The 19,343-nt window shown below is 41.6% G+C and carries 26 protein-coding genes and 2 tRNA genes; 16 read left to right on the top strand and 12 right to left on the bottom strand.

Going from position 1 to position 19,343, the window contains the following annotated elements:
* Nucleotides 1-21 precede the first annotated feature (21 nt).
* Genes TZ91_RS01340 through TZ91_RS01330 form a run of 3 tightly spaced genes read left to right on the top strand, consistent with a single transcriptional unit; the run spans nt 22 to nt 1,870 of the window.
* Nucleotides 22-387 carry a GntR family transcriptional regulator gene (locus TZ91_RS01340; RefSeq protein WP_020901665.1) on the top strand — a complete coding sequence of 122 codons (366 nt, stop codon included), beginning with the start codon at nt 22-24 and terminating at the stop codon, nt 385-387.
* A 4-nt stretch (nt 388-391) separates the two neighbouring features.
* Entirely contained in the window at nt 392-1,087 is a 696-nt protein-coding gene (locus TZ91_RS01335) for an ABC transporter ATP-binding protein (protein WP_000054197.1), read from the top strand.
* A gap of 15 nt (nt 1,088-1,102) precedes the next feature.
* Nucleotides 1,103-1,870 (top strand): hypothetical protein, encoded by a 768-nt coding sequence (locus TZ91_RS01330; RefSeq protein WP_004256108.1) that lies wholly within the window; start codon nt 1,103-1,105, stop codon nt 1,868-1,870.
* 31 nt (nt 1,871-1,901) lie between these two features.
* Here TZ91_RS01330 and TZ91_RS01325 read toward each other — a convergent pair whose 3' ends face one another.
* Nucleotides 1,902-2,597: an LrgB family protein gene (locus TZ91_RS01325; RefSeq protein WP_033687229.1), complete on the bottom strand. Its 696-nt coding sequence runs from the start codon at nt 2,595-2,597 to the stop codon at nt 1,902-1,904.
* The gene (locus TZ91_RS01320; RefSeq protein WP_000781325.1) at nt 2,594-2,968 is read right to left on the bottom strand and encodes a CidA/LrgA family protein; all 375 of its coding nucleotides are present in this window, start codon (nt 2,966-2,968) and stop codon (nt 2,594-2,596) included. The genes TZ91_RS01325 and TZ91_RS01320 overlap by 4 nt, the downstream gene beginning before the upstream one ends.
* 282 nt (nt 2,969-3,250) lie before the next feature.
* On the opposite strand from TZ91_RS01320, the gene TZ91_RS01315 reads away from it, so the two are divergent.
* The 7 genes from TZ91_RS01315 to queF all read left to right on the top strand — a co-directional run bounded on the left by TZ91_RS01315 (nt 3,251) and on the right by queF (nt 6,800).
* Entirely contained in the window at nt 3,251-3,631 is a 381-nt protein-coding gene (locus tag TZ91_RS01315) for a MarR family winged helix-turn-helix transcriptional regulator (protein ID WP_033687230.1), read from the top strand.
* Nucleotides 3,632-3,731: 100 nt separating this feature from the next.
* Complete coding sequence (locus TZ91_RS01310; protein ID WP_033687231.1) at nt 3,732-3,953, top strand: DUF4649 family protein; 222 nt, start codon at nt 3,732-3,734, stop codon at nt 3,951-3,953.
* 15 nt (nt 3,954-3,968) lie between these two features.
* The gene (gene trxA / locus TZ91_RS01305) at nt 3,969-4,283 is read left to right on the top strand and encodes a thioredoxin (RefSeq protein ID WP_001029581.1); all 315 of its coding nucleotides are present in this window, start codon (nt 3,969-3,971) and stop codon (nt 4,281-4,283) included.
* Between the two features lie 201 nt (nt 4,284-4,484).
* Nucleotides 4,485-5,138, top strand: coding sequence for a 7-cyano-7-deazaguanine synthase QueC (queC, locus tag TZ91_RS01300; protein WP_033687233.1), 654 nt, complete (start codon nt 4,485-4,487; stop codon nt 5,136-5,138).
* Nucleotides 5,138-5,581: a 6-carboxytetrahydropterin synthase QueD gene (queD, locus tag TZ91_RS01295; protein WP_033687234.1), complete on the top strand. Its 444-nt coding sequence runs from the start codon at nt 5,138-5,140 to the stop codon at nt 5,579-5,581. Before queC ends, queD begins: the two co-directional genes overlap by 1 nt.
* Nucleotides 5,574-6,290, top strand: a complete 717-nt coding sequence (queE, locus tag TZ91_RS10505; RefSeq protein WP_033687235.1) for a 7-carboxy-7-deazaguanine synthase QueE — start codon at nt 5,574-5,576, stop codon at nt 6,288-6,290. Before queD ends, queE begins: the two co-directional genes overlap by 8 nt.
* Nucleotides 6,291-6,308: 18 nt before the next feature.
* Nucleotides 6,309-6,800 (top strand): preQ(1) synthase, encoded by a 492-nt coding sequence (queF, locus tag TZ91_RS10500; RefSeq protein WP_000082587.1) that lies wholly within the window; start codon nt 6,309-6,311, stop codon nt 6,798-6,800.
* Nucleotides 6,801-6,950: 150 nt separating this feature from the next.
* Here queF and TZ91_RS01280 read toward each other — a convergent pair whose 3' ends face one another.
* Nucleotides 6,951-7,619 (bottom strand): MIP/aquaporin family protein, encoded by a 669-nt coding sequence (locus tag TZ91_RS01280; protein ID WP_033687236.1) that lies wholly within the window; start codon nt 7,617-7,619, stop codon nt 6,951-6,953.
* A gap of 255 nt (nt 7,620-7,874) precedes the next feature.
* Here TZ91_RS01280 and TZ91_RS01275 point away from each other — a divergent pair, with 255 nt between their 5' ends.
* A complete protein-coding gene (locus tag TZ91_RS01275; protein ID WP_000048147.1) occupies nt 7,875-8,639 on the top strand; it encodes a (S)-acetoin forming diacetyl reductase in 765 nt (254 codons plus the stop codon).
* A gap of 107 nt (nt 8,640-8,746) precedes the next feature.
* Here the strand turns inward: TZ91_RS01275 and TZ91_RS01270 are convergent, their stop codons facing one another.
* Nucleotides 8,747-9,538, bottom strand: a complete 792-nt coding sequence (locus TZ91_RS01270; RefSeq protein ID WP_033687237.1) for a DUF2785 domain-containing protein — start codon at nt 9,536-9,538, stop codon at nt 8,747-8,749.
* A gap of 11 nt (nt 9,539-9,549) precedes the next feature.
* Nucleotides 9,550-9,882 carry a winged helix-turn-helix transcriptional regulator gene (locus TZ91_RS01265; protein WP_033687238.1) on the bottom strand — a complete coding sequence of 111 codons (333 nt, stop codon included), beginning with the start codon at nt 9,880-9,882 and terminating at the stop codon, nt 9,550-9,552.
* Nucleotides 9,883-10,033: 151 nt separating this feature from the next.
* Between TZ91_RS01265 and TZ91_RS01260 the strand changes: the two genes are divergently transcribed.
* A complete protein-coding gene (locus tag TZ91_RS01260; protein WP_000106197.1) occupies nt 10,034-10,423 on the top strand; it encodes a nuclear transport factor 2 family protein in 390 nt (129 codons plus the stop codon).
* 168 nt (nt 10,424-10,591) lie between these two features.
* On the opposite strand, the gene pepF is transcribed toward TZ91_RS01260, so the two are convergent.
* From pepF to TZ91_RS01230, 6 genes are read right to left on the bottom strand one after another with little or no spacing between them, the layout of a single operon-like run.
* Nucleotides 10,592-12,388, bottom strand: a complete 1,797-nt coding sequence (gene pepF / locus TZ91_RS01255) for an oligoendopeptidase F (protein ID WP_033687239.1) — start codon at nt 12,386-12,388, stop codon at nt 10,592-10,594.
* A gap of 10 nt (nt 12,389-12,398) precedes the next feature.
* The gene (locus TZ91_RS01250) at nt 12,399-13,142 is read right to left on the bottom strand and encodes a 16S rRNA (uracil(1498)-N(3))-methyltransferase (protein WP_033687240.1); all 744 of its coding nucleotides are present in this window, start codon (nt 13,140-13,142) and stop codon (nt 12,399-12,401) included.
* Between the two features lies 1 nt (nt 13,143).
* Complete coding sequence (gene prmA, locus TZ91_RS01245; protein WP_033687241.1) at nt 13,144-14,094, bottom strand: 50S ribosomal protein L11 methyltransferase; 951 nt, start codon at nt 14,092-14,094, stop codon at nt 13,144-13,146.
* On the bottom strand, nt 14,073-14,474 hold the full coding sequence (locus tag TZ91_RS01240; RefSeq protein WP_033687242.1) for a hypothetical protein: 402 nt from the start codon (nt 14,472-14,474) through the stop codon (nt 14,073-14,075). The genes prmA and TZ91_RS01240 overlap by 22 nt, the downstream gene beginning before the upstream one ends.
* On the bottom strand, nt 14,471-14,899 hold the full coding sequence (locus TZ91_RS01235; protein ID WP_033687243.1) for an NUDIX hydrolase: 429 nt from the start codon (nt 14,897-14,899) through the stop codon (nt 14,471-14,473). Before TZ91_RS01235 ends, TZ91_RS01240 begins: the two co-directional genes overlap by 4 nt.
* Before the next feature lie 9 nt (nt 14,900-14,908).
* On the bottom strand, nt 14,909-15,379 hold the full coding sequence (locus TZ91_RS01230) for a DUF3013 family protein (RefSeq protein WP_000257122.1): 471 nt from the start codon (nt 15,377-15,379) through the stop codon (nt 14,909-14,911).
* Nucleotides 15,380-15,494: 115 nt separating this feature from the next.
* Here TZ91_RS01230 and TZ91_RS01225 point away from each other — a divergent pair, with 115 nt between their 5' ends.
* From TZ91_RS01225 to TZ91_RS01210, 4 genes are all read left to right on the top strand, one after another.
* A complete protein-coding gene (locus TZ91_RS01225) occupies nt 15,495-16,766 on the top strand; it encodes a replication-associated recombination protein A (protein ID WP_001113234.1) in 1,272 nt (423 codons plus the stop codon).
* Between the two features lie 264 nt (nt 16,767-17,030).
* A tRNA-Lys gene (locus TZ91_RS01220) sits at nt 17,031-17,103 on the top strand.
* 353 nt (nt 17,104-17,456) lie between these two features.
* Entirely contained in the window at nt 17,457-17,972 is a 516-nt protein-coding gene (locus tag TZ91_RS01215) for a DUF308 domain-containing protein (protein WP_033681462.1), read from the top strand.
* A 61-nt stretch (nt 17,973-18,033) separates the two neighbouring features.
* Nucleotides 18,034-18,106 (top strand) — tRNA-Lys (locus TZ91_RS01210).
* Between the two features lie 140 nt (nt 18,107-18,246).
* Here the strand turns inward: TZ91_RS01210 and TZ91_RS01205 are convergent.
* A complete protein-coding gene (locus TZ91_RS01205; protein WP_001055016.1) occupies nt 18,247-19,335 on the bottom strand; it encodes an AI-2E family transporter in 1,089 nt (362 codons plus the stop codon).
* Nucleotides 19,336-19,343 lie beyond the last annotated feature (8 nt).

The raw sequence follows: 19,343 nt of genomic DNA, 5'->3' as shown, positions 1-19,343 counted from the left end.
GATAAGAGAAAGGAGACCAAGATGTCCTGGACATTTGACAATAAAAAACCCATTTATTTACAAATCATGGAGAAAATTAAGCTTCAGATTGTCTCCCATACACTGGAACCCAATCAACAACTTCCAACCGTGAGAGAGCTAGCTAGCGAGGCCGGTGTCAATCCAAACACCATCCAAAGAGCCTTGTCAGACCTTGAACGAGAAGGATTTGTCTACAGTAAGCGCACAACTGGACGATTTGTGACTGAGGATAAGGAGCTAATCACCCAATCGCGCAAACAATTATCAGAAGAAGAATTGGAACACTTCGTTTCCTCCATGACCCATTTTGGCTATGAAAAAGAAGAACTACCAGGCGTAGTCGGCGATTATATTAAAGGAGTTTAAGCCTATGTCATTACTAGCATTTGAAAATGTATCCAAATCTTATGGAGCAACACCAGCCCTTGAAAATGTTTCCCTTGACATTCCAGCTGGAAAAATTGTTGGTCTCCTTGGGCCAAACGGCTCAGGAAAAACAACCCTGATTAAACTAATCAATGGCCTCTTGCAACCAGATCAAGGACGTGTCCTCATCAACGACATGGACCCAAGTCCAGCAACCAAGGCCATCGTAGCTTATTTGCCGGATACGACCTATCTCAATGAACAAATGAAGGTCAAAGAAGCCCTAACCTACTTCAAGACCTTCTATAAAGATTTCAATCTTGAACGTGCCCATCATCTACTTGCAGACCTAGGTATTGATGAAAATAGTCGTCTCAAGAAATTATCAAAAGGAAACAAGGAAAAGGTACAACTGATTTTGGTTATGAGCCGTGATGCCCGCCTCTACGTTCTGGACGAACCCATTGGTGGAGTGGATCCAGCAGCCCGTGAGTATATCCTCAATACCATTATCAACAACTACTCACCAACTTCTACCGTTTTGATTTCTACCCACTTGATTTCTGATATCGAGCCAATCTTGGATGAAATTGTCTTCCTCAAAGACGGAAAAGTCGTTCGTCAAGGCAATGTAGATGATATTCGCTACGAGTCAGGTGAATCCATCGACCAGCTCTTCCGTCAGGAATTTAAGGCCTAAGCAAAGGAGATTATTATGTTTTGGAATTTAGTTCGCTACGAATTTAAAAATGTTAACAAGTGGTATTTAGCCCTTTACGCTGCCGTGCTAGCCCTTTCTGCCCTTATCGGAATACAGACACAAGGCTTTAAAAATCTACCTTATCAAGAAAGTCAGGCTGCTATGCTACTTTCTCTAGCTACAGTCTTTGGTGGCTTGATGCTTACACTTGTGATTTCAACCATTTTCTTGATTATTAAACGCTTCAAAGGTAGTGTCTATGACCGACAAGGCTACCTGACTTTGACCCTTCCAGTATCCGAACACCATATCATCACAGCTAAACTAGTCGGTGCCTTTATCTGGTCTATTGTCAGCACTGCTGTACTCGTAATCAGTGCTTTTATTGTTCTGACTCTAACAGCTCCTGATTGGTTTGTAACTTCTGACTTGATTCCATTTATAGAAACACACCTCCCTCAACTCTCTCTTATGGGGATATCCTTCCTACTAAATACCATTTCTGGAATCCTCTGCATCTACTTGGCCATTTCCATTGGACAGCTGTTCAATGAATACCGTACTGCACTGTCAATTGTAGCCTACATTGGTATCCAAATCGTCGTTGGCTTTATTGAACTCTTCTATCGTTCTAACCCTGGTTTCTACTTCCCATCAACCACTGGAGGAGCTGATCAGTTCCAGATGGGCATTATCATGACTATTCTGGAAGAAGTTATTCTTATAGCCATCTACTATCTAGGAACTTATCATATCTTGAAAAACAAGGTTAATTTGCAATAAAAAATGCCCAGCTAAAAAGCTGGGTTTTGATTTAACTTAATATCAAACTGGCTACGATAGGGCTGACAAAGACATAGAGAATACCAGTGACACCGATAGCCAAGCCACCCATGGCTCCTGCTACAGAGCCGTATCGAAAGGCTGTTCCTGTTCCGACTGCATGCCCTGTTCCTCCGAGGGAAAGCCCGACTGCTACTGGATCGTCAATTTTCATCCACTTCAAAAGGGTTGGGCCGATAACACTAGTCAAAATTCCAGTTGCCACTACGACAACCAAGGTCACGGTGGTCAAGCCTTGCAATTTTTCTGTAATTCCCACTGCCATAGCGGTTGTCACTGACTTAGGAAAGAGAGAAATGGCTAGGAAAAAGTCCATGCCAAAGATTTTAGCCACAAGAGCTGTGAAAGAGGTATTGACCACTACCGCTAACAAACTACCAAAGAGAATACTCCGAGCATGATGCTTCATCAAGTGAAAACTCTTATAAAGCGGAATCCCTAGAGCCACTGTCGATGGGACAATCAAGTTGTTCAAATAAACCCCACCTTGATAGTAATCTTGGTAAGAAATCCCCGTCACCTTTAGAAAGATGATAATGAAAACAGCTGACAAAAGCAGAGGAGTTGTCAATGGATGGGGAAAACGTCTATAAATCAGCATTCCCACTAAATAAGCTAAGATAGACAGGGCTAGCCCAAACAGGGGATTGGAAACAAATTCACTCATTTGGCATCTCCTTTCTCATAATCTCCCTCAAACCGTCTCTTGATGAACTGAACCACCAAGGCAATGAGGATAATGTTGATAACAGCCGCAAAAAAGACAATCAAAACAATGGGCAAAAGATAGGGAGCAATCACATCAAACTTTTCCATGATTCCCACTGCTGGTGGCAAAAAGAGAATAGTCATATTGGCCAGCAAGAAATTTCCGACCATGTTGACATGTCTAGTTCTCAGCCACTTGAACTGTAGGGCTAGAAAAAGAATAATCAAACCGATAATACTGCCTGGGATGGGCAAATGAAAGAAACTGGAAATCCCCTCTCCGATTAGAGAAATCACAAAGAGAATCATTAATTGAACATATAATTTCATCCTAAACTCCACGAAATAGACTTCTTGCATACCAGTTTACTCTTTTTTCAGAAAATTTCAAGGAAATGCACAAGAGTTGATAAAAATTAGAGAAGAAAGGGGATACAGACAATTGAAGACTAGCATAAACAGGCGTAATTGAGGATAAAAGATTTCATCATCCTTCTTGCCAGCTTTCTTGAAAAGTAGTATAATTATTGCATGCGCAATCATCTTGTGATACAGAGACTGTCCGTGAATGGACTTTCTTCTATTTACAACTCTAAAAAGAAAGGAGATACTATGACCTATTTGGAAAAATGGTTTGACTTCAATCGGCGTCAGAAAGAAATTGAAAGTCTCTTGGAAGAGACTATTGCCCAGCAGAGCGAGCAAAGTCTAACCTTGAAAGAGTTCTACCTGCTCTACTATCTGGACTTGGCTCAAGAAAAATCTCTACGCCAGATTGACCTGCCAGATAAACTTCATCTGAGCCCTAGCGCTGTTTCTCGGATGGTGGCTCGCTTGGAAGCCAAAAATTGCGGTCTACTTAGTCGCAGGTGTTGTGATCAAGATAGACGCTCTAGCTTTATCTGCCTGACAAGTGATGGGCAAAAGACACTAGCCTCTCTACAGAAGGCTGTCGAAGAAAGCTTGGAAACTGGTTTGGATTTCTTGCTTTAAGATGATTTTAGAAAAAAAGTTGCGTGCGCAATCATTTTTCTTGACATTCTCTTTTACAAGGAGTAAAATAAAGTCATCATTAAACAAAGGAGTTTTTAAAATGATTGAAATTACCTATCTAGATGCCAGCAAGAACGAAAGAACTGTAACCTTCGATTCTTATGAAGACTTTGATCGTTCGCAACAAGCTTGCCTTATCGGCGTCGCAGACTACTACCCTGTCCAAAAATTAACTTACAACGGTCATGATTTGGACTACCATGGGACTTATGGAGATGTCTTCTTCTATCTCATGAAACAAGATTTAAGCCAATATAACTAAAAAAGGAGAAATACAATGGCAAAAGCAATTACAGATGCAACATTCGAACAAGAAACAAAAGACGGTTTGGTCTTAGTAGACTTCTGGGCAACTTGGTGTGGTCCATGTCGTATGCAAGGCCCAATCTTGGATAAATTGTCTGAAGAACTTTCAGAAGATGTTTTGAAAATCGTTAAAATGGACGTTGATGAAAATCCAAACACAGCTCGTGCTTTTGGAATCATGTCTATCCCAACTCTTCTCTTCAAAAAAGACGGCCAAGTGGTGAAACAAGTTGCTGGTGTTCACACAGCAGAACAAATCAAGGCCATCGTTGCTGAATTGAGCTAATCAAACGAGAGACCAAGTACTTGCTTTGGTCTCTTTTTTCTTGCCCTTTGCCATTTTTCAAAAAATATGCTAGACTGTTAGTAGAATATTACGATGTTTGGGACATGCCATCGCTAAAAAAAACCTCTACTTGGTATTTTTTAGCTCCCTCATGGGAGCTTTTTGCGTGCTCTGAACATTTCCCATTTTGGAAGGAGTACTATGAAACGTCAATCAGCCTTGGTCGTCTTTAGTGGCGGTCAAGATTCCACAACCTGCCTCTTTTGGGCTAAAAAACATTATGAAACAGTCGAAGCTGTCACCTTTGCCTACGGCCAACGCCATCATCTCGAAATTCAAGTCGCTAGAGAAATCGCTAAGGAGCAGGGTATTCGTCATCACATCCTAGATATGTCTCTGCTGGGACAAATCACTGAAAATGCCCTGACCTCTGATCTAGAGATTGAGCAAAAAGAGGGAGAGGTGCCCAATACCTTCGTTGACGGTCGCAACCACCTCTTTCTGTCCTTTGCGGCAGTTCTTGCTAAGCAACGAGGCATTAAAGATATCGTGACAGGTGTCTGCGAAACAGACTTCTCAGGCTACCCCGATTGTCGGGATGTCTTCGTCAAATCTCTTAATGTTACCCTCAACCTTGCTATGGATTACGACTTTGTTATCCAAACACCTCTCATGTGGCTAGACAAGGCTGAAACTTGGGAATTAGCTGACCAACTCGGTGCCTTTGACTATGTTCGTGAAAAGACCTTAACCTGCTACAACGGGATTATCGGAAGTGGCTGTGGGGATTGCCCAGCCTGCCACCTACGTCAGCATGGACTAGATGTTTATCTCTCACAGAAAGGAGAGGACTAATGTTTTTTGCACCCAAAGAAATCAAACAGGAAACTGGAGAATCTCTTGTCTACAATCCCCACAGAACCTTAGTATCAAAAGAATTTACCTTTGATGCTGCCCACCACCTCTTTCACTATGAGGGAAAATGCAAATCCCTGCACGGCCACACCTATCATCTGCAGATTGCTGTCAGTGGATTTTTAGATGAACGTGGCATGACCTACGATTTCGGAGACATCAAAGTGATCTACAAGAACTACTTAGAACCCCACTTGGATCATCGCTATCTCAATGAAACTCTTCCCTATATGAACACAACTGCTGAAAATATGGTTTACTGGATTTTCCAAACTATGAACCAAGAGTTGCCAGACGAGCGCGGTCTCCGTTTGGAATACGTTCGCCTCTATGAGACTCCGACTGCCTTTGCAGAGTTTAGACGGGAGTGGTTAGATGACTAGGGAACGTGTCCTCAAACTACCAGTTTTGGAAATTTTTGGCCCAACTTTTCAAGGTGAAGGTCGTGCTATCGGGCAGAAAACCATGTTTGTCCGCACTGCAGGTTGCGACTACCATTGCGACTGGTGCGATTCTGCTTTTACTTGGGATGGCTCTGAAAAGCCAACTCGTATGACTGCTGACGAGGTCATTGCTGCCTTGGATAAATTGGGGAGCTACGACTATGTAACCCTATCTGGTGGAAATCCTGCTATCCTAGCAGCCAACATGGCTGAACTCGTCACTAAACTCAAGGAACGTGGTGTCACTCTAGCTGTTGAGACCCAAGGCTCCCGCTGGCAAACTTGGTTGAAAGACATCGACCAAGTTACTCTGAGTCCCAAACCTCCTTCATCCAAGATGGAAGTCAACTTTGAGACCTTGGACTTTATCGTTTCCCAACTTGATCCAGACAAGGTCACCTTTAAAATCCCTGTCTTTGATGATGCAGATTTGGCTTTTGCCAAAGGCATACAAGAACGCTACCAACCAGATGTTCTCTTCTTATCTGCAGGAAATCCTGAACCCAAGGCTACGGGTAATATTGTCCAAGACCAACTGGACCGCCTCAAAGAACTCTGGGAACGTATCGCTGCCGACGATAGCTGGGGCAATGTCCGCGTCCTTCCTCAACTCCATACCCTCCTCTACGACAACCAACGTGGTGTTTAAAATTAGAAAGAAAAAATCATGTCACAACAAGAAGAAATGAAAAACCTCAGCCTACTAGGCAACAAAGAAACCAACTACATTTTCGAGTATCAACCAGAAGTCCTCGAATCCTTTGACAATCGTCATGTGGAAAATGACTATTTTATCAAATTTAACTGTCCTGAATTTACCTCCCTTTGCCCAATCACTGCTCAGCCAGACTTTGCGACGATTTATATTTCCTACATCCCTGACAAGCTCTGTGTCGAGTCAAAATCCCTCAAACTCTACCTCTTTAGTTACCGAAATCACGGAGATTTCCATGAAAACTGTATCAACACCATCGGAAAAGACTTAGTCAACTTGCTAGACCCTCGATATTTAGAAGTTTGGGGAAAATTTACACCTCGCGGTGGCATCTCAATTGACCCCTACTACAACTACGGTAAACCTGGAACTAAGTATGAAGGCTTGGCAGAACAACGCCTCTTCCAACACGACCTTTATCCAGAGAAAATTGACAACCGTTAATACTCTTTAAACCGCGTCAACATCGCTTTGCTGTACTCAAGTATAGCCTGCGGCTAGTTTCCTAGTTTGCTCTTTGATTTTCATTGAATATAAACAGATACGAAAAAGCCCTGTTCCTCAAAACGAGGGGCAAGGCTTTTTGAGTTTCAATTATTCTTCTGTTCCTAGGAATTTTTTTGCAACGAGGGCTGCAAGAACTCCACCAGCGATTGGTGCAAGGATGAAAATCCAAACTTGTCGAAGGGCTGCGCCACCTACCAAGACAGCCGGTGCCAAGCTACGAGCTGGGTTTACTGAAAGTCCAGTGATGTTCAATCCAACAAGAATCATAGCCATCAATGACAAACCGATTACCAAACCAGCAATCGCGCCATTTCCCTTGCTTTCTGAAGTCACTGTCATGATAACCAAAACAAACAAGAAGGTTGCAATAACTTCAAACAAGAATCCACCAAAGACAGTGATACCGTTTGCCAAAGCATTTTCACCAAGACTAGCAGTTGACATACCTGAGTTAGCCAAGAGGAAGAATACCGCAGCTGACGCAAGGAAAGCTCCAACAACCTGACCAAGGATGTAGTTGACAAGGTCTTTTGATGACAAACGTTTGTTAACAAACATAGCGATAGAAACAGCTGGGTTCAAGTGTGCACCTGAAACAGTTCCGATTGAGTAAGCTGCAACCACTATTGCCAGACCAAAGGCAAAGGCGATCCCTAGGTGACCAAGACCTTCAAGACCATTTCCAAAAACAACAGCTCCAGTCCCAACGAACACAAGCATGAACGTACCGATTAACTCAGCGACAAATTTTTTCATTTTCTTTCTCCTTTTTTCAAAAACTAGATACTAGTCTATCAAAAGAGGGAAAGGGTTTCAAGAAAATTGATTGGAAATTTTCAGGATAAAATTCTATAAAAACGGTAGTGTTTATTTGAAACATTTTTTCTAAAGGTATATAATGTCAATATAGTTCTAATAATTTATTTATTCCCTAATTTGAACTAATTTTTACAACTTTGCTGTTCTTTTATGAACGTTTGAATGGTATCGTGGATACCAAGGAGGAATCATATGTCTAAAGTTGCTATTGTCACAGGTGCAGGTCAAGGAATCGGTTTTGCAATCGCAAAACGATTGGTTCAAGATGGCTTTAAGGTAGGAGTCTTAGACTACAATCCCGAAACAGCTGAAAAAGCTGTTGCCGAATTATCAGCCGAAAATGCCTTTGCTGTCGTGGCCGATGTTTCGAAACAGGCCGAAGTTGCACAAGCATTTCAAAAAGTTGTTGACCATTTTGGTGATTTGAATGTTGTCGTAAATAACGCTGGTGTTGCTCCAACTACTCCTCTTGATACAATTACTGAGGAACAATTTACACGCACTTTCGGTATCAACGTTGGTGGTGTCATTTGGGGTTCACAAGCTGCACAAGCGCAATTTAAAGCACTTGGCCACGGAGGTAAAATTATCAACGCAACCTCTCAAGCCGGTGTAGTCGGTAACCCAAATCTAACTGTTTATGGTGGAACCAAATTTGCTGTTCGTGGAATTACGCAAACATTAGCACGTGATTTAGCAGACTCAGGCATCACTGTTAACGCCTACGCACCAGGTATTGTGAAAACACCAATGATGTACGACATCGCTCATGAAGTTGGTAAAAATGCAGGAAAAGATGACGAGTGGGGTATGCAGACATTTGCAAAAGATATTACTCTAAAACGTCTATCTGAACCAGAAGATGTGGCTGCAGCCGTCAGCTTCCTTGCAGGACCAGATTCAAACTACATTACAGGACAAACCATTATCGTTGATGGTGGTATGCAATTCCATTAAGATAGACAAAAAGAGGTTGGAAAATGATTCAACCTCTTTTATTAGTTTTCATTATTAGTTAGGAGGGTACAATAGAAACTCTTTCAATAAGTAATATTAGCTTATCCCTAGTATTGAAAAGACTGGATAGCTTCTTTCAAGTCATCTTGTAAACTATTTCTCTGGTCAAGTTGGACATAGACTTCCAACAGACAAGATCTGAAGTTGGAAAATTTATAAAAATCTTCCCTTTCTTCTATCGGAAAGTCAACAGCTTTTATCCAAGAAGCTACTTGCTCTTGCTCCAACTTACTTTGTAAAATAGGTTCATAGATCACTCTTGCTAAACGCCAATCCTCATCATCTGTAAAACGAATCGAAATTCTTTTAAATAGTTGGCCAAGTATATCAAATACTTCATGAACCCTGTTTTTAGGAAAGTCTGGATGACAAACCACCTCTGTCAGTAAATCGGCTCCATGTGCAAAAGCATGAACCCAACCATACTGACTTGAAAAACCCGTTGTATCCTTTTCTTTTGAAAGATAGTGCAAACCTTGATTTAAAAGGACATTACGAATTTCTGCTTTTAATCCCTGATAAAAAATCGATTGCTGGTTGGCATCTGCAGACAAGAGATTTGCATAAATAAGCGCCCTAAAAGAACGTTCAAGGGTTGACAAGCCTACCTTATCAATCTCTTTATCTAGTCCTCCATCAGCTGATACCACCTCAGCAATGAACTGAAATTGTTCCTGTGTAAATAGCTCTTCCTGAATCCCTCTAGCAAAGCTTATAAAAACAAGGTCATCGCGAATTTCTGGAGAAGAATCTCCCAAATGATCAAGCAACCATTGGATTTCTTCCTCATGATAACTTGGTTTTTCTTCTGCTATTTTTCTAAGTAACTCTTGATACATGGTCAATACCTCTACATTTCTAGCAACTTGATATAATCTAGACCCCATTTCTCGACAGCATCTAAAACAACTCTGAATTCCTGCCCCATTTCAGTTAAGCTGTACTCAACTCGTGGTGGAACTTCGGCATAGATCTTTCGTTGAACAATCTTATCCTTTTCTAATTGACGGAGATGACGGGTCAAAATAGTTTGAGTAATCCCAGGCAATAATCTCTGCAATTCTTTAAATCGTTTGGTACCCGTACTCAACTGATAAATGATTACCAGTGCCCATTTCCCCGTTAAAACCCTCTGCGTTGTTGCAAATGGACAAATACCATACTCACTCACTTTATTTGTCATAAAATATCTTCTTTCTATTTTTTAAAAAAAAATTTATCTTTTAGTATCAATAAAAGTACTACTTTTGATACTAGCTATCGAAAAAGTGTCTACTTGTTTTTTTGTTTGTAACTGTTACAATTATATCATAAAAAAGAAATGGAGAATAGATATGTCAACAAACTTAGAAATTTTCAATGCTTATAACCAAGCTTTAATTGCTGGTGACTTTCCTGGTGTCTTTGAAACGATGGCAGACGATATTATCTGGCATCAACCTGGTACTCATAGTATATCTGGTACAGTTGTTGGTAAGGACAAGCTAGGAACTCACCTGGCTACATTTGCTGAGAAAACTAATGGAACCTTTAAGGTGATAACAAATTGGGTTTCTGACAATAAGGATTTAATCGCAGCCAATGTTACTTTTCTTGGAACACGTGCTGATGGTACTGAACTCAATATGAACGGGATTGACCTCTTCCGTATTGAAGACGGAAAAATCAAAGAAGTTTGGCTCTTCTCTTCAGATCAAGCTGAAGAAGATAGCTTTTGGGGATAATTTAAGAGGCTAGGACAAAAAATTTTGATTTTAGGAATTCTTTATTATAAATTTTTAAAATCGATAGATTAGAAAAAAAGCGAACAAGACAGAATTCTGAGTGTCAGATAACTCGTTTTGTTCGCTTTTTATATTTAAGGTTAGACTTTTGTCCCAGACTCTTTTAATTTACTCTCCCAACTGGGCACTGTAGGCGATAATCTGATCAACTGTGTCAGACAAGAATTGGATGGTATCACGGAGTGGTTTATCTGTTGAAATATCAGCTCCGATGATCATAGCTGACTCAAGCGGTGTCTTGCTACCACCTGATTTGAGAAGATTGAGCCAGTCCTCATCTCCAGTTTCTGAATGTTTCAGATGAAGGTAACCAGCAGTCGAAATGACTAGCCCTGCTGAGTAGGTGTAACTATACAAGCCCATGTAGTAGTGAGCTTGGCGCATCCAAGTCAGAGCTGCATCATCATCAATCTCAATGGCATCTCCCCAGAAATCGGTCAAAACTTCCTTCATAATGCTGTTGAGTTTACTTGCACCAAAGGTCTCCCCTTCTTCAATCAATGTATACACCTTACGCTGGAAGGCTGCTTCCAAGAGGTGGGTAATAAAGTTATGGAAGTAGGTGTCTGTCAAGCGGTGAGCCAGAGCAAAGCGTTTTTGACGAGGGTCGTCAGATTGGTGTTCCAAGTAATCACTGAGAAGCAATTCATTGAAAGTTGACGGCGCTTCAACATAGTAGGTAGACATGTGGGCATTGAAGTAGCTTTGGTGATTGTCCGAAAAGATGAATTGACCAGAATGCCCGATTTCATGAATCAAGGTATAGACATCGCTCAAACGACCTGTCCAACTCATGAGGACATAAGGGTGCACGCGATATGGGTCCGCTGCATAACCCCCAGAATCCTTGCCACTATTAGCAGCAAAGTCAACCCAGCGTTCTTCTTGATAACGGGCAACTTCCTGACAATATTCTTCACCCAATGGTGCGACTGATTTCATGACCAAGTCATAGGCTTCGTCAATAGTCACTTCAGGATTCAATGCACTGTCCAAATCCAATTTCCAGTCAGCAAAGGTCATCTTTTCAAGATCATTTACCTTGGCAACATGCTTAAGGTATCTCTGAGCGACTGGCGCAAAATCCTTCATGATGAGGTCAATCTGACGGTCAAACATGGCACGGTTCACTTCTTGCTCAGCTAAAAGATAATCAAAAACTGAGTTATAGCCTTTCATATCTGCCAAGAGTTTTTCAGACTTGACTTGGGCTAAATAGGCTGCCGCAGCCGTATTTTGGTGCTTACGAAGTCCTTCCGAGAAGGAACGGAATGATTTCTCACGAACCTCAGCGTCCTCATGGTTTTGGTAGAAATTCTCATAGGTCACAAAACTATTTTTGTAGGTCTTACCATGGGCTTCAAAGTCAGCCATTTCAAAATCCCCAGCTCGCATCTTAGTGTAGATGTCCTGCGGACTGTAGAAAACTTCTCCTAGATTGGTCAAGGCCTTTTCTACATCAGCTCCGAGATAGTGGGCTTTTTTGATTTTTGCCTGACGAATAGCTGCCGTCAAGTGGGGAAGTTCCCCCAAACGGTCCAAAACAACCTCTTCTGCTGCTACCAAGGCATCGTCAAAGAAGGTAAGAGCTACGCTAGCATCTGTTTCAAATTCCATCCCAGCTTGGGCAATATTGGCAAAATCTTCATTGCTATAATCTGTCGTCTGAGGCATAAAGCCATAGTTGCCAATATGGCTCATCTGAATGTAGATTTGTTCCAATTCCGCAAAGGCCTTTTCGAAATCTTCAAAAGTATGAAGATTGCCCTTGTAGTCACGGCTAAATTGATTGATGTCTTCGCGAGCCTTCTCGATTGCACGCAAGAAATCCTCTCGGTCTTGATATAGGGCTGTTAAATCCCAAAGTTCCTTTTCTGGAAATTCTGAACGGTGTTTTTGTTCCATTTTCTTCCTCTTATTTCTCTAATTCTAATAAAACACTAAGGGCTGATAAGGCGTAAAGTGGTGCTGTTTCTGCTCGCAAGATACGAGGGCCAAGTCCTGCCAAGACTGCTCCCTTAGCTTCGAAACTCTCGATTTCCGCAGGTGACAGGCCACCTTCTGGACCAAAGATAAAGAGCAGTTTGGCTCCTTTTTCAAGACCAGAGACCGCTTGTAAGAGCGCAGCGGCTTCTCCTTCTTTTGCTGATTCTTCATAGGCTACTATGATAGAGTCAAACTGGTCCAGTTGAGCTAGAAAGTCTGATTTTTTCTCGAAAAGTGTTACACTCGGTACTAGATTACGCTTGCTTTGTTCTGCTGCTCCAAGGGCAATTTTTTCTAGTTTTTCAACCTTTTTACCCAATTTCTTGCCATCCCATTTGGCGACCGACCAATCGGCAGGAAAGGCCCAGATTTGGCTGGCTCCTAGTTCCGTCACTTTTTGAGTGATAAACTCCAGCTTATCTCCCTTAGGAAATCCAGATGCAATGGTCACTTGGACAGGTAGTTCCACATTGTCAGCTAGTTCTTCTACCAATTCAAACTGACGAGCTTCCACATCCAACACACGCGCCAAATGCTTGATACCATCATCAAAGACTAAGGTCACCTCATCATCTTCTTTCAAGCGCATAACCTGAAACATATGCTTGCTGGTTTCCTTGTCCTCGATGGTGACAGGAGAAATTGCACTCCCCTTGACAAAATACTGTTGCATGCTAGCCTCCAATCACACCGGAAATATCCTTGGTTTTCTTAAAGACACAGGCATTCCATTCCCCTTGGATCATATGAGTTTCAAGGAAAAATCCAGCTGACTCAGCCGACTCGCGCACCATTTCCCACTTGTCCTTGATAACCCCACTCATGATGAGGTAGCCTTCGTCCTTAACCAAACGATAGGCATCGTCTGTCAGATGAATGAGGATATCCGCCAAGATATTAGCTACAATCACATCTGCCTCAATCTCAACTCCCTTAAGCAAGTCTCCTGCTGCTACATGGATGTTTTCCATACCAGGGTTTAGCTCAATATTTTCCTGAGCAACTCGAACTGCTACATCATCCAGGTCGTAGGCAAAGATTTCCTTGGCACCAAGCAACGAGCTGGCAATAGAGAGAACCCCTGAACCAGTCCCCACATCTAGCACTGTTTCCCCACCACGAAGAACCTGTTCCAAAGCAAAAAGGCTCATCTTAGTTGTTGGATGCGTCCCCGTACCAAACGCCATGCCTGGATCTAGCTTGATAATCTTTTCCCCAGCAGTCGCCTCATAGTCTGTCCAAGACGGCACGATGGTCAAATCATGAGTGATACGAGCTGGTTCATAGTATTTCTTCCAGTTGTCTGCCCAGTCTTCCTCAGCCAAGGCAGTCGTCCCCATCTTGACCTCTCCCAGATCCATAAAGTCTGTCAATTCTACAAGACGTGCCTGCAAGTCCGCTTCTACTACTGCTACATCAACCGTGTCAGGGTAGTAGGCTGTCACAACGATTTCTTCTTGCTGCTCGACCTCTGGGAAAATCTCGCCGAAACGATCCACATTTCCCACATAGTCCATGCTGTCTTCAATCGCAACACCTTGCGCTCCCAGCTCGATTAAGAGATTGGAAACCAATTCCTCTCCCTCACGCTTCACTGTAACTTTTAACTCTTGCCATGTTTCCATTTTGTATTTTCCTTATTCTTCTTAAATTCTTCAATCACATCTGTATAGTGTTCTTTCATTGCGCTATGAATCTGCTGTTTAAAAATACCAAACATAAGATAATAAACAAATAGAACAATTCCTGCAAGCAGTAGCAAAAATACAAAATGTACTGAAAGGGGCAGTACGAGACCTTCACCACTCATTAAGGGTAAAACAAGCATTAATCCCCAAATAACAGCCATAGAGATCCCAGCTACTTTCGTACCACTTTCTCTCTGCTTCTTTAACTTTAAATATTCCATGTAAATGAATGCAGCTTCTTCCCTAGAGTATTGTCCAGTTTCTAGCTTACGCTTAACTTCTTTATTCAACGTGGTTGTTGCAATCGCAAAAATCATTTTACTTCCTCCAAATAATCCCTCAATCTCCCCTGTAGCTGAGGCACTGCCTGTTTAGACTTCAAAAACTCCTCAATGTTCATCAGTTTATAACCCTGTCCCTCATCTCCAAATACGATACTGTCAAACTGGTTCTGTGTTAACTGACCAACTAGAAAAACGGACTGTTTGTCTGTAAAAAGCATACTTAGATAAACCTTACTCCAAAGCAGACAATCCTCAGTCAGATGAATTCCCAGTTCTTCATAAACTTCACGCGCCACGCACTCAAAAGGACTTTCATCCCCCTCTCGTCCCCCACCGGGCAGTTCCCACATATTGGGCCAGGGAATGCTTGCCTTATCATCGCGTAAGATAGTCAAGAGCCTATCCCCACAAAACAAAGCGATCTTACAGCCTGTGAAATCAGAAATCTCTATGTCCATGTCAAACTCCTAGTATCTCGGATAAGGATAAAACTCTCCCTCTTCCAAGCCTACTTTTCCTTCTTCAAAGACTTCTTGGTTCCATTCCATGACAAATTCTTCTGCTTCTGGGTCTTCCAAAAAGTCCATGAGGGCATCTAGTCCAACCTCGGCAGTGTCTTTAAGGAATAGAGCAAAATAAGCTAAAAATTCACGAGAAAAACCTTTTTTAGGTAGGTAAGGAATAACCGTCAAATAGTCTTCCTCATTGACTGTTGATTTGGCAGGATTGTAAAAAAGCACTGCTTCCTCAAAGAGAATGTCATCTGACGAAACCTCTCCGTCTTCATCTACCATCTCCACACCTGCAGCGTTTTGCGCTTCCAATAGAAAACTCACTTCAACCGCGTGGTTACGCTTGTCCCAACTAATCTCAAAGTCAAAGGGAAAATTCTTCTCCAACTCTTCCTCTAAAACATCTAAAAATCCGTATGTTGCCATTTTGTCCTCTTTCTATGCGACTCTTTAATCGCCCCGATTGCTCGGAAATATGCTAAAATAGATACTACCATCTTACCACATATACATCAGAAAATCCACGTTAGAAAGGACTGCTATGCCAGACAATCTCGCACTTCGCATGCGCCCTAAAACCATCGATCAGGTCATCGGTCAGGAACATCTGGTCGGACAAGGAAAAATCATCCGTCGCATGGTGGAAGCCAACCGCCTGTCCTCCATGATTCTATATGGACCTCCTGGAATCGGCAAGACCAGTATTGCTTCAGCCATCGCTGGGACTACTAAGTATGCCTTTCGAACTTTCAATGCGACAGTTGATAGTAAAAAGCGACTGCAAGAAATTGCGGAAGAGGCTAAATTTTCAGGTGGACTTGTACTACTCCTTGACGAGATTCATAGACTAGATAAAACCAAGCAAGACTTCCTCTTGCCTCTCTTGGAAAGTGGACTGGTCATCATGATTGGCGCTACAACTGAAAATCCTTTCTTCTCTGTCACTCCTGCCATTCGCAGTCGCGTTCAAATTTTTGAGTTGGAACCTCTGTCTAACCAAGAAGTCAAAGAGGCTCTACAGATAGCTCTAAGTAACCCTGAGCGTGGTTTTGATTTTCCAGTAGAACTAGATGAGGATGCGCTGGACTTCATCGCAACCTCTACAAACGGAGACCTGCGCTCTGCCTTTAACTCACTGGATTTGGCTGTTCTTTCTACCCCTGAGAATGATAAGGGCATTCGCCATATCACTCTAGACATCATGGAAAATAGTCTTCAGAGAAGCTACATCACTATGGATAAGGATGGAGATGGCCACTATGATGTTCTCTCAGCCCTGCAAAAGTCTATCCGTGGCTCAGATGTGGATGCCAGTCTCCACTATGCTGCCCGCTTGATTGAGGCTGGTGATTTGCCAAGTCTCGCTCGTCGCTTGACTGTTATCGCCTATGAAGATATCGGCTTAGCCAATCCTGAAGCCCAGGTTCACACCGTAACTGCTCTGGATGCTGCCCAAAAGATTGGTTTTCCCGAAGCTCGCATCCTCATTGCCAACGTCGTGATTGATTTGGCTCTTTCTCCAAAATCCAACTCAGCCTATGTAGCTATGGATAAGGCACTTGCTGACCTCAAAACATCAGGGCACTTGCCTATTCCGCGGCACCTGCGTGATGGGCACTACAGCGGAAGCAAGGAACTGGGGAATGCCCAAGACTATCTCTATCCACACAACTATCCTGGAAATTGGGTCAAGCAAGACTATCTACCAGAAAAAATTCGTAATCATCACTATTTCCAAGCAGAAGATACTGGTAAATATGAACGGGCTTTGGCTCAAAGAAAGGAAGCTATCGACCGTTTGCGAAAAATCTGAAATCCTTTTCAAAAAATTGCACTTTCCTCTTGATTTTTTTTGAAAAAGTGGTATTATATAAACATAGAAACGCTGTGGTGTACGACTTCACACTTAAGTGTTGACCGACTATTTTTTGTATTATTAGGGAAACAAAAGTCTTCTAACAGCATGTAGGCCGTCTCACACGGAAACAGCTTCAGTTAGAGCGAGTTGCCCACCTGCTTAATTGCGCGGGTTCAATACAAACCGTGAAGTTTCGGCACCAATACAGCTTTTTTCTTTGCCTCCTTAGCTCAGCTGGCAGAGCAGCGGACTCTTAATCCGTGGGTCACAGGTTCGATCCCTGTAGGGGGCATCTAAATACAACAGGAAAAGCCTTGATAATCAAGGCTTTTTTTGCTTGTCTATAACTGATTTACCCCATCATTTGTCCCACATTTTAAATCTATCTTTTCTTTTTGAATCAAATTACATCTTTACAAATAGTGTAAAGCCAGTTACTTTTGCTTTGATGCCATACAATATTTTCATGTAGAGAAGACAAATTTTATCTTCTCTTTTTATTTTCAAAATAATAAAAACTGATTTTCTTTTCATAAATCAGACTGAAACTTCCAAATTTTCCATTTTGTTTATTGACATTTCCTCTAAAAAGGTGTATAATATTTTTATTATCAAACTATACTATACTATATAGGGGGTATTGAAATGAAATTTTCTAATCGTTTACTGCTATTCCTTGCAGGAGTTGTTTTTGTCCTTTTAGGACTTTTCCTATTTACAAACCCAGTAGCTAATCTTGTTGTTTACAGCTGGTGGATTGCATTTGGTTTACTGGTTTCTTCTATAGCAGCTATTTTAGGCTATTTCTCTGTACCAAAAGAGCTTCGCTCACCAGCTCATCTTTTCCAAGGGATTGTTAATCTTCTCTTAGCTCTTTACCTCGTTGCCTATGGCTTTGTGACGCTGCCAGTTGTCATTCCAACTATTTTAGGAATTTGGTTAATTGTAGAAGCCATTATAGCTTTCTTTAAAGGCAATCGTCTGGGATTGATTTTCCCTATTATTGGCAACCATATCATGTGGATAGCGTTGCTTGCATTTTTACTAGGTCTAGTGATTTTGTTCAATCCAGTAGCTACAAGTGTCTTTGTCGTTTATGTCGTTGCCTTTGCATTTTTAATTGTTGGTTTCACCTATATCCTTGATGCCTTTCGTAAATAATCTAGCTGCCATTTTGGGCATATTAAAAAAGCTGGGAAGTTACATTCTCAGCTTTTTATTTGCCTTCTTAGATCAGTTGGTAGAGCAGTAGACTCTTAATCTATGGGTCGCAGGTTCGAGCCCTGCAGGGGGCACATCTAAATCAACAGAAATAAGCCTTGAAACCAAGGCTTTTTTTAACGTCTAATAGCTTTTTGTAGAAAAGTATTTAAAAATAAAAGAGAAGAGAATCTCTCACTCTCTTCTCAGTATATCTTATTAAATTTAGTTTTTCTTAATCTACCTGATTTTCCTTTGCAACGACAAATTCTTTAACCAGTCGATAGATAACAGCAAATACGGGGGTAAAGAATATCATTCCAAGTAGTCCGAAAAGATTCCCTCCGATACTAGCAGCCGCAAGCGTGAAAAGGGCTGGTAAGCCAATAGATTGACCCACAACTTTGGGATAGATAAGATTTCCCTCAATCAGTTGTATGATTTGATATAGAAGAAGAGAAAGTAAGGCTTGAGTAGGACTCACTGTGAAGATAAAAATCGCTCCCACAACACAAGCAATCATAGGCCCTACATAAGGAATGAACGATAGCACTCCTGCAAAGATACCTGTCATTACTCCATAGGGTATCCCAAACACGCTGTAACCAACCGCTATCATAACTCCTATGATAACTGCTTCAATCAGCTGACTCATCAAAAATTGGTCATAAGTCTCTAGTGCTACTTGTCCAATGTAAGTCAACTTTATCACCACCTTCTCTGGAAGAAAAACTTTTAGAAGTCGACTCGTCATCGCTGCCAAATGTTCCTTACTGGATAAAAATAAAAAGGTGAAGACTATAATCAAAAAGGCATTCATCAAACTTGAAAAAATATTGCCGATATTACTAGTCAGACCTGATAAAAAACCTATCAAAGCTTGGCTAATAGAACTAGATTGTCCCTGTATGCCTGATACGATAGTTGACAACATGTCTTTGGTTACAAATTCCGAGCTGCCTAGCAATTTCCCAAGTTGAGTAAGGACTGTTGAAAGGACTGTTCCCAGCTGACTAATAGTCTGGGCTAGGGTTGGCAGCACCAAAACCAAAAGAGCAATCACGATTAAGATAAGAGCTAGGAAAACAAGTACCATGGCAATCGGACGACGCAACTCTGCCTTTACCTTCAATTTAACTAAGTACTGTTCAATTTTTTTCATAGGAACATTAAGCACAAAAGCAATAACAGCACCATAAATCAAGGTTGATATTACATCAAAGAGAGAGATTGCTCCTGATATAAAGCTCGATGCATTCAGAATTACAAGAGCAACCAGCCCTATAAAAAGTATTAACGGGGTGTATTTTTTTACTAAGTTCATAAATTCTC

Origin of the sequence: Streptococcus mitis, assembly GCF_000960025.1 — a bacterium.
Taxonomy (GTDB): Bacteria; Bacillota; Bacilli; order Lactobacillales; family Streptococcaceae; genus Streptococcus; species Streptococcus mitis_DH.
Note: the sequence above shows the minus strand (reverse complement) of the source record. Positions and strands in the feature narration are given on the sequence as shown.

What these genes read in the sequence shown, in the direction of transcription:
- TZ91_RS01340 (WP_020901665.1), top strand. Translation starts at nt 22, where the DNA reads ATGTCCTGGACATTTGACAATAAAAAACCCATTTATTTACAAATCATG.
- TZ91_RS01335 (WP_000054197.1), top strand. Translation starts at nt 392, where the DNA reads ATGTCATTACTAGCATTTGAAAATGTATCCAAATCTTATGGAGCAACA.
- TZ91_RS01330 (WP_004256108.1), top strand. Translation starts at nt 1,103, where the DNA reads ATGTTTTGGAATTTAGTTCGCTACGAATTTAAAAATGTTAACAAGTGG.
- TZ91_RS01325 (WP_033687229.1), bottom strand. Translation starts at nt 2,597, where the DNA reads ATGAGTGAATTTGTTTCCAATCCCCTGTTTGGGCTAGCCCTGTCTATC.
- TZ91_RS01320 (WP_000781325.1), bottom strand. Translation starts at nt 2,968, where the DNA reads ATGAAATTATATGTTCAATTAATGATTCTCTTTGTGATTTCTCTAATC.
- TZ91_RS01315 (WP_033687230.1), top strand. Translation starts at nt 3,251, where the DNA reads ATGACCTATTTGGAAAAATGGTTTGACTTCAATCGGCGTCAGAAAGAA.
- TZ91_RS01310 (WP_033687231.1), top strand. Translation starts at nt 3,732, where the DNA reads ATGATTGAAATTACCTATCTAGATGCCAGCAAGAACGAAAGAACTGTA.
- trxA (WP_001029581.1), top strand. Translation starts at nt 3,969, where the DNA reads ATGGCAAAAGCAATTACAGATGCAACATTCGAACAAGAAACAAAAGAC.
- queC (WP_033687233.1), top strand. Translation starts at nt 4,485, where the DNA reads ATGAAACGTCAATCAGCCTTGGTCGTCTTTAGTGGCGGTCAAGATTCC.
- queD (WP_033687234.1), top strand. Translation starts at nt 5,138, where the DNA reads ATGTTTTTTGCACCCAAAGAAATCAAACAGGAAACTGGAGAATCTCTT.
- queE (WP_033687235.1), top strand. Translation starts at nt 5,574, where the DNA reads ATGACTAGGGAACGTGTCCTCAAACTACCAGTTTTGGAAATTTTTGGC.
- queF (WP_000082587.1), top strand. Translation starts at nt 6,309, where the DNA reads ATGTCACAACAAGAAGAAATGAAAAACCTCAGCCTACTAGGCAACAAA.
- TZ91_RS01280 (WP_033687236.1), bottom strand. Translation starts at nt 7,619, where the DNA reads ATGAAAAAATTTGTCGCTGAGTTAATCGGTACGTTCATGCTTGTGTTC.
- TZ91_RS01275 (WP_000048147.1), top strand. Translation starts at nt 7,875, where the DNA reads ATGTCTAAAGTTGCTATTGTCACAGGTGCAGGTCAAGGAATCGGTTTT.
- TZ91_RS01270 (WP_033687237.1), bottom strand. Translation starts at nt 9,538, where the DNA reads ATGTATCAAGAGTTACTTAGAAAAATAGCAGAAGAAAAACCAAGTTAT.
- TZ91_RS01265 (WP_033687238.1), bottom strand. Translation starts at nt 9,882, where the DNA reads ATGACAAATAAAGTGAGTGAGTATGGTATTTGTCCATTTGCAACAACG.
- TZ91_RS01260 (WP_000106197.1), top strand. Translation starts at nt 10,034, where the DNA reads ATGTCAACAAACTTAGAAATTTTCAATGCTTATAACCAAGCTTTAATT.
- pepF (WP_033687239.1), bottom strand. Translation starts at nt 12,388, where the DNA reads ATGGAACAAAAACACCGTTCAGAATTTCCAGAAAAGGAACTTTGGGAT.
- TZ91_RS01250 (WP_033687240.1), bottom strand. Translation starts at nt 13,142, where the DNA reads ATGCAACAGTATTTTGTCAAGGGGAGTGCAATTTCTCCTGTCACCATC.
- prmA (WP_033687241.1), bottom strand. Translation starts at nt 14,094, where the DNA reads ATGGAAACATGGCAAGAGTTAAAAGTTACAGTGAAGCGTGAGGGAGAG.
- TZ91_RS01240 (WP_033687242.1), bottom strand. Translation starts at nt 14,474, where the DNA reads ATGATTTTTGCGATTGCAACAACCACGTTGAATAAAGAAGTTAAGCGT.
- TZ91_RS01235 (WP_033687243.1), bottom strand. Translation starts at nt 14,899, where the DNA reads ATGGACATAGAGATTTCTGATTTCACAGGCTGTAAGATCGCTTTGTTT.
- TZ91_RS01230 (WP_000257122.1), bottom strand. Translation starts at nt 15,379, where the DNA reads ATGGCAACATACGGATTTTTAGATGTTTTAGAGGAAGAGTTGGAGAAG.
- TZ91_RS01225 (WP_001113234.1), top strand. Translation starts at nt 15,495, where the DNA reads ATGCCAGACAATCTCGCACTTCGCATGCGCCCTAAAACCATCGATCAG.
- TZ91_RS01215 (WP_033681462.1), top strand. Translation starts at nt 17,457, where the DNA reads ATGAAATTTTCTAATCGTTTACTGCTATTCCTTGCAGGAGTTGTTTTT.
- TZ91_RS01205 (WP_001055016.1), bottom strand. Translation starts at nt 19,335, where the DNA reads ATGAACTTAGTAAAAAAATACACCCCGTTAATACTTTTTATAGGGCTG.